The 12,419-nt window shown below is 69.1% G+C and carries 11 protein-coding genes; 8 read left to right on the top strand and 3 right to left on the bottom strand.

Going from position 1 to position 12,419, the window contains the following annotated elements:
* Both ACFX43_RS27340 and ACFX43_RS27335 read left to right on the top strand, forming a co-directional pair.
* On the top strand, positions 1-987 hold the full coding sequence (locus ACFX43_RS27340) for an MDR family oxidoreductase (RefSeq protein WP_378839253.1): 987 nt from the start codon (positions 1-3) through the stop codon (positions 985-987).
* A 67-nt stretch (positions 988-1,054) separates the two neighbouring features.
* Positions 1,055-1,927, top strand: a complete 873-nt coding sequence (locus ACFX43_RS27335; RefSeq protein ID WP_378839248.1) for an alpha/beta fold hydrolase — start codon at positions 1,055-1,057, stop codon at positions 1,925-1,927.
* Between the two features lie 168 nt (positions 1,928-2,095).
* On the opposite strand, the gene ACFX43_RS27330 is transcribed toward ACFX43_RS27335, so the two are convergent.
* Positions 2,096-2,785 carry a TetR/AcrR family transcriptional regulator gene (locus ACFX43_RS27330; RefSeq protein WP_378839243.1) on the bottom strand — a complete coding sequence of 230 codons (690 nt, stop codon included), beginning with the start codon at positions 2,783-2,785 and terminating at the stop codon, positions 2,096-2,098.
* 90 nt (positions 2,786-2,875) lie between these two features.
* Here ACFX43_RS27330 and ACFX43_RS27325 point away from each other — a divergent pair, with 90 nt between their 5' ends.
* From ACFX43_RS27325 to ACFX43_RS27315, 3 genes are read left to right on the top strand one after another with little or no spacing between them, the layout of a single operon-like run.
* Positions 2,876-4,123, top strand: coding sequence for an NADH:flavin oxidoreductase/NADH oxidase family protein (locus tag ACFX43_RS27325; RefSeq protein ID WP_378839239.1), 1,248 nt, complete (start codon positions 2,876-2,878; stop codon positions 4,121-4,123).
* On the top strand, positions 4,120-5,013 hold the full coding sequence (locus ACFX43_RS27320) for an SDR family NAD(P)-dependent oxidoreductase (protein ID WP_378839235.1): 894 nt from the start codon (positions 4,120-4,122) through the stop codon (positions 5,011-5,013). The genes ACFX43_RS27325 and ACFX43_RS27320 overlap by 4 nt, the downstream gene beginning before the upstream one ends.
* Positions 5,010-5,891 carry an alpha/beta fold hydrolase gene (locus tag ACFX43_RS27315; RefSeq protein ID WP_378839230.1) on the top strand — a complete coding sequence of 294 codons (882 nt, stop codon included), beginning with the start codon at positions 5,010-5,012 and terminating at the stop codon, positions 5,889-5,891. The genes ACFX43_RS27320 and ACFX43_RS27315 overlap by 4 nt, the downstream gene beginning before the upstream one ends.
* Here the strand turns inward: ACFX43_RS27315 and ACFX43_RS27310 are convergent, their stop codons facing one another.
* Together ACFX43_RS27310 and ACFX43_RS27305 are read right to left on the bottom strand one after the other, a co-directional pair.
* Complete coding sequence (locus tag ACFX43_RS27310; RefSeq protein WP_378839227.1) at positions 5,892-6,566, bottom strand: TetR/AcrR family transcriptional regulator; 675 nt, start codon at positions 6,564-6,566, stop codon at positions 5,892-5,894.
* Positions 6,567-6,589: 23 nt separating this feature from the next.
* Entirely contained in the window at positions 6,590-8,191 is a 1,602-nt protein-coding gene (locus ACFX43_RS27305; RefSeq protein WP_378839221.1) for a GMC oxidoreductase, read from the bottom strand.
* A gap of 98 nt (positions 8,192-8,289) precedes the next feature.
* Here ACFX43_RS27305 and ACFX43_RS27300 point away from each other — a divergent pair, with 98 nt between their 5' ends.
* From ACFX43_RS27300 to ACFX43_RS27290, 3 genes are read left to right on the top strand one after another with little or no spacing between them, the layout of a single operon-like run.
* A complete protein-coding gene (locus ACFX43_RS27300) occupies positions 8,290-9,267 on the top strand; it encodes an enoyl-CoA hydratase/isomerase family protein (RefSeq protein WP_378839216.1) in 978 nt (325 codons plus the stop codon).
* Complete coding sequence (locus tag ACFX43_RS27295) at positions 9,264-10,163, top strand: alpha/beta hydrolase (RefSeq protein ID WP_378839213.1); 900 nt, start codon at positions 9,264-9,266, stop codon at positions 10,161-10,163. Before ACFX43_RS27300 ends, ACFX43_RS27295 begins: the two co-directional genes overlap by 4 nt.
* A gap of 3 nt (positions 10,164-10,166) precedes the next feature.
* Positions 10,167-11,615: a class I adenylate-forming enzyme family protein gene (locus tag ACFX43_RS27290; protein WP_378839208.1), complete on the top strand. Its 1,449-nt coding sequence runs from the start codon at positions 10,167-10,169 to the stop codon at positions 11,613-11,615.
* The last annotated feature ends 804 nt before the right edge of the window (positions 11,616-12,419 follow it).

Below are 12,419 nucleotides of genomic sequence, written 5' to 3'. Positions count from 1 at the left end.
ATGAGAGCAGTACAGATCCTGAAGGACGACGCCGGCCAGCGCGCCGAGCTCACCGAGATCCCCGACGAAGACATCGGAGACGGCGACGTCACGATCGCCGTCGAGTACTCGGCGGTCAACTTCAAGGACGGGCTGGGCGTGACCGGTGCCGTACCGGTGGTCGAGCGCTTCCCGGTGGTCGCCGGCATCGACCTCGCCGGCCGCGTGGTCGAGGCTTCCGCCGAGTCCGGGTTCTCGCCGGGCGATGCGGTCGCCGTCAACGGATGGGGACTGGCCGTGAACCACAATGGTGGCTTCGCCACCAAGGCACGAGTGCCCGCAGCATGGATCACGCGGATACCTGAGCGCTTCACCACCTGGCAGGCGATGGCGATCGGCACCGCCGGATACACCGCCGGGCTCAGTGTCGTGGCCCTGCAACAGCACGGGGTGAAGCCCCAGGACGGACCGGTCATCGTCACCGGTGCGGCTGGTGGCGTTGGATCGGTGGCGATCGCACTGCTCGCCGCGCTCGGCTACGAGGTGCACGCCTCGACCGGACGACCCGCCGAAGAGGCGTACCTGCGCCATCTGGGCGCCTCCACGATCGTCTCGCGCGGGGAGCTTTCGGAGCCGGCCGCGGCGCCCCTCCAGAGCGAGCGATGGGCAGGCGGCGTCGACAGCGTCGGCAGCCACACACTGGTGAACGTGCTCAGCCAGATCCATTACGGGGGAGTCGTGGCGAACTGCGGGCTCGCCCAGGGACTCGACCTTCCGGGATCGGTGGCGCCGTTCATCCTGCGGAGCGTCACCCTAGCCGGGATCGACTCGGTCAACGCTCCGCAGACCAAGCGGAACGACGCCTGGGACCTGCTCGCCGCGAAGCTCGACGCAGACCTGCTCGAGCAGATGGCCACGACGGTGCCTCTCGGTCAGGCAGCCAAGGTGGCCGAGCAGGTGCTCGCCGGAACAGTGCGCGGGCGGACGGTCGTCGACGTCAACGCCTAGCGAATTTCTAGGCGGACGGGGCGGATGGGGGCGTCGCGCGGTGCGGAACTACGGGAGGGTGTGAGTCATGTTCGACGACTTCCGCCAGAAGGCGGTCCGCACCGCGATCACCATCAACACGGTCGTCGGCGGCAGTGGCAGTCCCGTGCTGCTCCTGCACGGCTATCCGCAGAACCTCTCGATGTGGGCACAGGTCGCCCCAGCTCTTGCTGCCGACTACACCGTGGTCTGCGCTGATCTGCGTGGCTACGGTGACTCGGACAAGCCTGTCCAGGACGAGGACCTGGCCAACTACAGCTTCCGCCAGATGGCGCAGGATCAGGTCGATGTCATGCGGACCCTCGGCTTCGAGCAGTTCCATGTGGTCGGCCACGATCGCGGTGCACGGACCGCGCATCGCATGGCCCTCGACCACCCCGAGGCAGTACGTTCGCTCGCTCTGCTGGACATCGCGCCCACCTACGACATGTTCCAGCGCGTCGACGCGGCCACGGCAAGGGCCTACTGGCACTGGTACTTCCTGCAACAGCCGGCCCCGTACCCCGAGAAGATCATCGCGGCCAACCCCGACCACTTCTTCGAGGGCTGCCTGACCGGCTGGGGAGCGATGGAGCTGAGCGACTTCGACCCCGAACAGCTCGCGTCCTACCGCCGATCCTGGCGCGATCGCGACTTCATCTTCGCCACCGGCGCCGACTACCGCGCCGCCGGCGAGGTCGATGTACGCCTGGACGAAGCCGATCTCCACCGCAAGGTCGACTGCCCGGCCCTGGTGCTCTGGGGTGAACGGGGAATCGCTCGACTCATCGACATGGAGCAAGTGTGGTCGGCCCGGCTGTCACACATGCGCACGGCGACTCTGCCCAGCGGACACTTCTTCGTCGACCAGTTCCCCGCAGAAACGACTCGGATCCTCCGTAGCTTCCTGGCCTCCGCATGACGCACCTAGGTTGACGGAGATGTCACGCTCGAACTGAGGGATGTCGTGGTCGGCAAGTCGTCGGCGCGCAGGTTGAACGCACGCAGGTCGGGCCCTTCTCGTCCTGGAAGGTCGCGGGACAGGAGAGCCAGGAGCGGTCATCGAGTGGTGACATGTGCTCTCATAGACTCATTCGTCCCGCGCGTCAGCACAAGACGTGGACCGGATCTGCGAATCGATCGCCGTGCTCGAGAAGGCCCCATGCGACGGCGACTCCGGGGTGGGTGTTGTCGCGGGCCCCGGACGGGCACTCGCGATGGTCATGGCTTGGGTGTACGCAGCGGCGAGGATGCGGTCGGACAGCTCGGTGTCGGTGACCGCTCGAGCCAGCTGCACGGAGCCGACCAGAAGCGTGAAGATGCCGATCGCACGCTCGTCGATCTGCTGAGCGTTTTCGCCGTCGAGGCGGCGCGAGATCGCCTCGATCATCGAGCGGGCGCCGTCGGTGTAGGCGTCTCGGGTGGTCTCGCCGCAGCGGCCGATCTCGTCCAGCAGGGCGGCCGACGGGCAGCCGTTGGCGAGATCGTCGCGGTGTGCGGGGGAGAGATACTCGCGGAGGAAGGCCTCGACGGATGCGGCGCCAGGCGCCAGCGCGTCGACTACGGCGACCTGGTCGGCGAGCTGCTGGGCCACGACCGAGGCGACCAGATCGTCCTTCGAGTCGAAGTGACCGTAGAAGGCACCGTTGGTCAGACCGGCGTCGGCGACCAGCGTCGCGATGCCGGAGCCGTCGATGCCGTCGCTCTTGAACCGACGGCCGGCGGTCTCGATCATCCGGCGCCGTGTCGCCTCCTTGTGCTCCGGGCTGTATCTCGCCATGGGGTGAGTCTCCTTCCAGGGGTTGTCAGAATCGTAGCATTACGATCATACTATTACGAACGTACTGCAATCCACGAACTGGAGCATCCCATGGCCTCGCTTGCTGATCCGCTCGACCTTCCGTCCGGCGTACGTCTGCCCAACCGCATCGCCAAGGCGGCGCTGAGCGAGGCTCTGGGCGATGCGGACAACTCGCCCGACGAGCGCATCGTCACGCTCTACCGCCGGTGGGCACAGGGCGGCTATGGCCTGCTGGTCACCGGCAACATCATGGTCGACCGCCGGCACCTGGGGGAGCCGGGCAACATCGTGATCGAGGACGACCGTGCCCTTCCGCAGCTGACCGCGTGGACCAAGGCCGCACACGACGGCGGCGCCGCGATCTTCGCCCAGCTCAACCATCCCGGCCGTCAGTCCAATCTGATGGACCTCGGCCACCAGCCGGTCGCGCCGAGCGCCGTACCGCTCGCGCTTCCCGGTGCGGCCGTTCCCCGCGAGCTCACCGGCGCGGAGATCGAGGAGATCATCGAGCGCTTCGCCGTCGCGGCGAAGGTCTGTGAGGATGCCGGTTTCGACGGCGTACAGCTCCACGCGGCCCACGGCTACCTCGCCACCCAGTTCCTCTCGCCGCTGACCAACCTGCGCGAGGACGAATGGGGCGGCGACGCCGAGCGGCGGATGCGCTTCCTGATCGAGGTCGTACGCCGCGTACGCGGCCGGGTGGGTCCCGGGTTCGCCGTGTCTGTGAAGCTCAACTCCGCCGACTTCCAGCGTGGCGGGTTCACCGAGGACGACTCGCGCGCCGTCGTCGAGGCCCTGGCGCTGGAGGAGGTGGATCTGATCGAGGTCAGTGGCGGCAACTACGAGTCACCGGCCATGTCGGGCTCGGCCGCCTCCTCGACGCGGGCACGTGAGGCGTACTTCCTCGACTACGCGCGGTCCGTTCGAGAGGCGGCCGGAGACGTACCGCTCGCGGTGACCGGCGGGTTCCGTTCGCGCTCCGGGATGCAGGAGGCGCTCACCGCCGGGGACTGCGACCTCATCGGCATCGGGCGCCCGACGGTGACGACCACCGACTCCGCCGATGTGATCCTCAAGGGACACGCAGCGGAGCTGAGCACCCACGAGATCGGTCCCGGCATGCGCGGTCTGCTCGGCCGGTTCGCAGATCTGAAGGCTCTCGACGGAGTCCTCAACCTCGCCTGGAACACCGACCAGATGCACCGGCTCGCCCGCGGGCAGGAGCCGGATCTCGACCGTGGTGTGCTGCGCACCGCGGTGGCCATGGTGCGCCGCAACGGCCGGGTCTCGTTCGCGCCGCGCCGGGGCCTGAAATGAGCCGCCGCGCCTACGACCTCGCCGACAAGGTCGTCCTGGTCACCGGTGGCAGCGGCGGGATCGGTGCCGCCACGGTCCGCACCCTGCTCGAGCGAGGAGCCCGCGTGGCGGTCGCCGACATCGACCAGACGACGCCCGAGCGGGCCGGTGAGCTGCATGCGACCGACACCTTCGGATGCGTCGCCGACGTACGCGACCCCGCCTCGCTCCAGGCGGCGGTCACCCAGACCGTCGACCGGTACGGCCGACTCGACGTCGTGATCGCCAACGCCGGTCTCCTGGCCAAGGCCGCGACGCTGCGCAACACGCCCACCGCGGACATCGAGGCCACCCTCGCGGTCAACGTGACCGGTGTCGCGAACACGGTCTCGGCCGCGCTGCCCCACGTGATCGCGCAGCGTGGCCAGGTCGTCCTGATCAGTTCCGTGTTCGCCTTCCTCAACGGCATGGGCACGATTCCGTACGCCATGAGCAAGGCGGCCGTCGAGCAGCTCGGACGCGGCCTCCGTGTCGAGCTCGCCGACCACGGTGTCTCGGTCCTCACGGCCTACTTCTCGCTCGTCCAGACCGACATGATCGCCCGCGGCGTCGACGAGGACCCGGTCGTCATGGAGCTGCTCGGCGCGCTGCCCAAGGCGATGTTGAAGCGGATCACCCCGGCGCAGGCCGCGGCCGGTATCGCCGACGGACTCGAGGCGCGCGCGGCCCGCGTCATCCGGCCGAACCTGTGGCGTCCGGTCTCCTCCTGGCGCGGCTTCCTGGGGCCCGTGCTCGACTCCCGCTTCGCCCGCGACCGCCGCATCCTCGACGTCCTCGCCCGTCTCGATGCCCGCCTTTCCACGCCTCCCGTCGCCGTCCCGGCGGCACTCTCACGAAGGAACAAGCCATGACCACCACCTGGAAGACCACTCCCAACAAGACGATCGACGTCGGCGGCACCTCGTTCGCCTACCGCGAGCTCGGAAAGCCCGGCGGCGTACCGGTGGTGTTCCTGCACCACTTCACCGCCGTCCTCGACGACTGGGACCCGCGCGTCCTCGACGGCGTCGCCTCCCAGCACCACGTGATCGCCTTCGACAACCGCGGCGTCGGCGCGACCGGCGGCCGGGTGCCGAACGACATCGAGGACATGGGGGCCGACGCGATCGCCTTCATCCGTGCGCTCGGCCACGAGCAGGTCGACCTGATCGGCTTCTCGCTCGGCGGTGCCGTCGCCCAGATGGTCGCCCTCCAGGCGCCCGACCTCGTACGCCGCATGGTGGTCGCCGGCAGCGGCCCGCGCGGTGGCGGCGGCATCTGGAAGATGCCGTTCATCGTCGGTGGTGCCTACACCAAGGCGTTCCTGACTCGGAAGGACCCGCGCCACTTCCTCTTCTTCCCGCGCACCACCGAAGGCAAGAAGGCGGCCAACGCCTACTTCGAGCGGCTCGCGGAGCGTACGACGGGTCGGGACAAGCCGATCTCCTCGCAGGCGGGCCTGGCTCAGCTGCGTGCGATCACCAGCGCCGGGATGCATTCCGCCGACGACCTGGAGCAGATCAAGATCCCGGTCTTCGTAGCCAACGGTGACAAGGACCTGATGGTCGCCAGCGAGCACTCCAAGGACATGGCGGCCCGGCTCCCCGACTCCCGGCTGCGGATCTACCCGTCCTCCGGTCACGGCGGCGTGTTCCAGTACCACCACGAGTTCGTCCCCGAGGTCCTGGACTTCCTCGGCCCGAAGACCGAGTCCGCGGCGTCCAGAGCGGCGATGAGCCGACCGGACTGATCATGGGCCTGGGTGCCAGGCGCGCAAGAGTGCGGTCTCGTGCGAGGCGAGGGCGGAAGCGGGGTCGGCTCCGAGGCCGACGCAGAACGTGACGCCCATCGGGACCAGCACCTCTCGGACCGGGTCGGCGAACTCGACGAAGTGGTTGGCCAGGTCGAGGGTGATGTAGCCGTGGACGTAACTCCACATGGCCCCGGCGGCCGCTCTCGGGTTGTCGATGGTGAGGTCGCTGGTGGTGCTCAGCCGCGTGGCCGCCTCGACCACGTGCGCGTAGGCGGCGTTGAACGCGGGGGAGTGTCCGGCTCGCCGCTCGCCCTTGGTCGGGGTGGGTCGGTAGGTCGCCCTGGTGGAGAGGCCGAACATGGCGTCGTACAGGTGCGGGTTCGCCTGGGCGTAGGACAGCGTGGTCAGTGCCATCGTGAACAGGTCGGCGATGGCGTCCTCGCTGGCACCGATCTGAGCGAACGCCTCGCCCAGCTGGTCGAAGCCGTGGTCCACCACGGCACCGAGCAGCTCCGGGACGCCGCCGAAGTAGTTGTAGACGACCATGCTCGACATGCCGGCCTTCGCAGCGACCGTCCTGGCCTTGATGGCCGAGGGGCCCTCCTCGGCGAGCATCGTGACGGCGGCGGCGATGAGTCGCTCCGGGATCCCGTTGGAGGGGCCGTCCGTCATCGTGGAATTCCTCGACATGGCCGTCATCGTCCCAAACCGGCGTCGGAGATGTGCGACATGGCGTGCTCGGCCAGTGCCGTGATCGTCAGGGCCGGGTTGACGCCCGGGTTGGCCGGAAGGGCGGCGGCGTCGCAGATGACCATGTTTCGGTAGCCGAACACCTGCAGCTCGGCGTCGACGACTCCGGTGGCCGGGCTCGTGCCGACCACGGCGCCACCGAGCACATGGGCGGTCATCGGCCGGTTGCCGAACACCTCGAAGACGCTGCTCTGCGCGATGCCTCCGGTGCGTTGGGCCAGCCACTTCGCGACCCGGTGGCCTGCGTCGATGTACGTCGGCGCGGGCCGTTCGGTGTCGCGCCCGGTGGTGAGCCGATATCCCGTCCCTAGGAGTCGCTTCCGCGCGACGAACCGGATCGCGTTGTCTCGCGGCTGCATGACCAGCATCATCAAGGTGCGTGCCGACCAGCCCGATCGCATCGTCGAGAACCAGCGGCGGGGGTGGCGCACCACGGTGCGGAGCCAGGCCGACAGGCGCCGTACACCCCGGCCCTCGCCCACCAGGACCGTGAACATCAGGCGCATGAAGTCGCCGCGCGGGCCGTAGGTGAGGAACTCGATCTGGGTGTCGCCGTCGAGGACCACCCGGCTGCTCGCGGTGACGTCGCGCCAGGTGCAGACGTCCTCGGGGAGCAGGACGGAGAGCACCGCCTCGCTGTTCGTACGCGCGAGGTGGCCCAGGCGGTCGCTGAGCGCGGGAAGTGTCCCACGGTGCTTGCAGTCCGCGAGGAGGGCGTTGGTGCCCACCGCGCCGGCGGCGAACACGACCCCGCGCGTGGTGATGCTCGTGCGGCGGCCGCGCCGGAGGCCTCCGGGACCGCGGGTGGTGACCCGGTAGCCGTCGCTGCCGTCGGCCGCGCCGAGCGGAGTCACGTCGACCACCTCGCGCTCGGCGAAGATCTGTGCGCCGTGCTTCTGGGCGAACCAGAGGTAGTTCTTGGTGAGCCGGTTGGCGGCACCGGTACGGCACCCGGTCATGCACTGCCCGCACCGGGTGCAGCCGGTGCGGTCCGGGCCTTCGCCGCCGAAGTAGGGATCCGGCACCGTGACGCCCGGCTCGCCGAAGAAGACCCCGACCGGCGCCGCAGAGAAGCTGCCACCGAACCGGTCGGCGACCTCGCGGGTCAGCCCGCTCGTCACGGACTCCCACGGCGTCGTACGCGCCCCGAGCATCCGCTCCGCTTCGCGGTAGTGAGGCTCGAGGGTCTCCTCCCATCGGTCGAGCCCTGCCCACTGGGAGTTGGCGAAGAAGGCCTCATGCGGGCGAAACAGGACGCCGCCGTACACGAGGCTTCCGCCGCCGACCCCGGTCTGGGTGGAGCTGAACACGTCCCGGAAGAGCACGTTGCGCATGATCCCGCGAAGCCCGATCTCTGGCGCCCAAATGAAGCGGCGGCTGTCGGCTGCCGATGCGGGCAGCTCTTCGTCGGCGTACGCGCGGCCGCGCTCGAGGACCGCGACCCGGTGACCCTTCTCGGCCAGGCGCAGGGCGGCGACGCTCCCGCCGAAGCCGGACCCGACCACGACCCAGTCGTGGTCGAACGGGGGATGAGTGGTGCTGTTCATGACATCTCCTCGGGGTTGTGGCGTCACGATAACTTCGTTATTGTCGTGTGACAAGCGTCGCACGAACGCGCTCGCAGCACATGCAACGGAGACCGGTCATGACAGAAGAAGTACGAGGCGACCTCGAGATCGAGGACCGCGGCCCGGTGCTGATCGCCCGCATCGATGGCGGTCCGCTCGGGCTGTTCGGCAACGACATCGCCGAGCAGCTCGACGCGCTCGTCGACCGCGCGGACAGCGATCCGGCGATCCAGGCCGTCGTGTTCACCGGCACCCATCCGGACCGCTTCGTCTCGCACGCCGAGGTGCGCTGGCTGCAGGAGGGCGGGGCCACCGTCCCCTCGGTCGGCGTCCGGGGTGCCTCCGCCCTCGCCCGCACGGCGCGCGGGGTGAACCGGGCCGGCGGACTGAAGGCAGCGCTCGGCAGGACACCGCTGTGGCCGGCGGTCCAGCTCGAGCGGGTGCACCAGACGTTCCTGAAGATGAACCGCAGCGGCGTCGTATTCGTCGCGGCCCTGAACGGGTCGGCGCTCGGTCTCGGGGCCGAGTTCAGCTGGGCCAACGACCTGCGGGTCATGGCTGAGGGGGACTACGTCATCGGTCAGCCGGAGGTCCTGCTCGGGATCATGCCCGGCGGCGGTGGCAGCCAGCGGCTTCCGCGCCTGGTCGGCAACCACAAGGCGCTGCTCGCGATCCTGTCCGGCGAGCCGTTCACACCTGCGCAAGCGCTGGAGATCGGCGCGGTCGACGAGGTCGTGACGCCGGACCAGGTGCTCGACCGAGCGATCGAGCTGGCCGAGCACCTGGGGTCGCGGCCGAAGGCGTCGCGCGCGGCGATCAAGCGGTCGGTCTACTTCGGCGGCTCGACGAGCCTCGAGGAGGGGCTGCACATCGAACGCTCCGAGTTCCTCGCCACCGCGCTCTCCGACATCGGCCAGGAGCTGATGCTCGACTACATGGCCAACACGGAGGCTGCTGGTGAGCTGCCGCTGTATCAGCCCGGAGTCTTCGAGGAAGTGCTCCATGCCGGCACCACCCGTGGTGCCGGGGCCGAGCGTCAGGAGGTCCGGCGATGAGCGGCCACACCGTCACCCGCCACGATGTCGGCTTCGACTCGGCCGGCGACACCTGCGCCGCCTGGCTCTTCCTGCCCGACGGCGTCACCAATCCTCCCGTGGTGATCCTCGGGCATGGTCTGGGCGCCACCCGGGAGATGCGCCTGGACGCGTTCGCCGAGCGATTCGCCCAGGCCGGGATCGCGGCGCTCGCGTTCACCTATCGCCACTTCGGCGACTCCACCGGCCAGCCCCGGCAGCTGCTGTCGATCAAACGGCAGCTGGCCGACTGGGACGCCGCCATCGCGTACGTCAAGGCGCGCCCCGACGTCGACGGCACCCGCGTCGCGGTGTGGGGGAGCTCGTTCGGTGGCGGTCACGCCATCGTCGTCGCCTCCCGCCATCCGGAGCTGCGCGCGGCGGTGTCCCAGTGCCCGTTCACCGACGGCCTCGCGTCGGCCCGCGCTCTCGGCCCGGTCGGCACGATGCGGCTGCTGCCCACCGTCGCCCGCGATCTCGTCGCAGCGACCCTGCGGCGGGACCCTGTGCTCATCACGCTGGCCGGGGCGCCGGGGGAGAAGGCGCTGATGACCGCCCCGGACGCCCTGCCCGGCTACCTCGCCCTCGTCCCGGAGGACACCGGCTTCGTCAACGAGGTCGCCGCCCGCGTAGCCCCCACCATCACCCGTCATCGTCCGGGCAAGCTCGCCAAGGACGTACGGATGCCGATCCTCTTCTGCATCTGCGACCACGACTCCGTCACGCCGCCCGAAGAGACGCTCGCCTACGCGCGCACGGCGCCTCGCGGCGAGATCAAGCGGTACGACGCCGGCCACTTCGACATCTACCTCGGCGAACCGTTCGAGACCGTCGTCGCCGACCAGACCGAGTTCCTCACCCGTCACCTGGAGGCCTGAACCATGACGTTCTCCACCATCATCGACCGGCGCGCCACCGACGACCCGACCGGTCCAGCCATCGCCGACTCGTCCCAACGGCTCACCAACGCCGAGCTCCTCGACCTGGTCCGTGCCGGTGCAGCACATCTCGCCGAGCTCGGCATCAGTGCCGGGGACGTCGTCGCGCTCAAGCTCACCAACCGCGTCGAGTTCGTCGTGCTGCTCTTCGCCGCGTGGCGACTGGGAGCGACCATCACGCCGATCAACCCGGCCCTGACCGACTCCGAGGTCGCGCGGCAGCTCGACGACTCCCGCGCGAAGCTGCACGTCATCGAAGCCGGCGCTCACCCGATCGGTGACATACCCGCCCTCTCGGTCTCCGACCTGCACCGGGAGCCGAGGCACGACGCGCCCGCGCCAGTCGTGGACAGCGCGCTGCTGGCGCTGCTCATCTACACCTCGGGCACCACCGGCGTACCCAAGGGGGTGATGCTCGACCACGCCAATCTCGAGGCCATGACCGCCATGGGGCGCGATGCCCTCGAGGTCGGTCCCGAGGACCGCTGCCTGCTGATCCTGCCGCTCTTCCACGTCAACGGCATCGTCGTCAGCATCCTCACCCCGCTCCTCGTCGGTGCCAGCGTCGTCATCGCGGACCGGTTCAACCCGCACACGTTCTTCGACACCGTCGAGCAGGAGCGTCCGACGTTCTTCTCGGCGGTCCCCACGATCTACAGCATGCTCGCCGCCCTTCCCGACGACGTACGTCCTGACACGAGCACGGTCAGGTTCGCGGTCTGCGGTGCCGCCCCGGCATCAGCCGACCTGCTCGCCCGGTTCGAGGACCGCTTCGGCTTCCCGCTCATCGAGGGCTACGGACTCTCCGAAGCCACCTGCGGCTCGACCATCAACCCGGTCGGCGGCCCCCGCAAGGCAGGAACCGTCGGGCTGCCGTTCCCCGGCCAGGAGCTGCGCATCCTCGGCGCGCACGGCAACCCGGTGCCTCCCGGCGAGAACGGCGAGGTCACCGTCCGCGGGGCCAACGTCATGCGCGGATACCTCGGCCGCCCAGACGACACCGCCGCAGTCATCAAGGACGGCTGGCTCACGACCGGCGACCTCGGCCACCTCGACGAGGACGGCTACCTCACCATCGTCGGCCGGTCCAAGGAGATGATCATCCGAGGTGGCGAGAACATCTACCCCAAGGAGATCGAGGACGTCATCGCCGGCGACCCGACAGTCCTCGAAGTCGCTGTGATCGGACAACCCGACGAGAAGTGGGGCGAGGTCGTGGTCGCCTTCGTCCAGGCTCGTCCGGGCGCGACGATCGACGTCGAGGGCCTGATGTCGAGGTGTCAGGAGCAGCTCAGTGGCTACAAGCGACCCACCGCGATCCATGTGCTCGACGCGCTGCCCAAGAACACCGTGGGCAAGCTCGACAAGCGGGCACTTCGCAACCATTGGTGAAGCCCCCCAGGACCTTGCGAGCGACGTGTCGCCGGTGCCTGCATTGAGCTTGGTGTGGACCGCGCACCCGAGGGCTCAGTCCACGAGAGCATCGCCAGGGTGCCGCCGTGCACCGTGCGCTGTCCTGATCGGGGTGCAGCGCCGTTCCTCGGTGTGAGCTCGAAGGCGGGTCGGTCTTGGTGAGGGCGTGCCGCGCGCGTCAGATCCTCGACAATTGTGGTGTTCGACAGGCCGCCGGCCTCGCCCGCGACCTGCAGCATCGCGCGGCCACCGGTCTGCTGCAGGTCTCGAGCGAAGCAGGCTCCGCGGGCACGACGGGAACCTACCGCCTCGGCAGTCACCCAATCCGCCGCATGCCGCGACCTGCGGTCGTGAATGTGCACGCAACCAAGCGAGGGGAGAAGAAGCCGAACGCAGGAGACTCCGAAGCGGCCCCGAAACGCGGGGGGCGCAGCCGGACAGCGAACCCGCTTCAGCGCCCGATGCCGATCTGGTTCGAGGGAGAGGCACCAGCAGTCCTGGAGCGGATCGGCCGACTCGGCGACGTTGGTTTCCGCCAGTCCATGTCACGCCTGGGAAGCGCGCGGCAGTGTGTCTCGTGCAGGTTGGCGACGCGGCCGCGAAGGCAGGACGACAATTCGCCGACATCGGGATCGAGCCGACGCTCTACGTGGCGACGATGACGATCAGGAGGCATTCGAATTCGTGTCCGCGTGGCGTGAGCGCGGTGCCACTCACCTGTGTGTTGATACTCGAACGGTCATCGGCTAGATGAGTCCTATGCGATCGCCGTAGGTCATTGAT

The organism is Nocardioides sp. YIM B13467 (assembly GCF_042788075.1).
GTDB lineage: Bacteria > Actinomycetota > Actinomycetes > Propionibacteriales > Nocardioidaceae > Nocardioides.
This window is presented reverse-complemented; position numbering and strand designations above follow the sequence as displayed.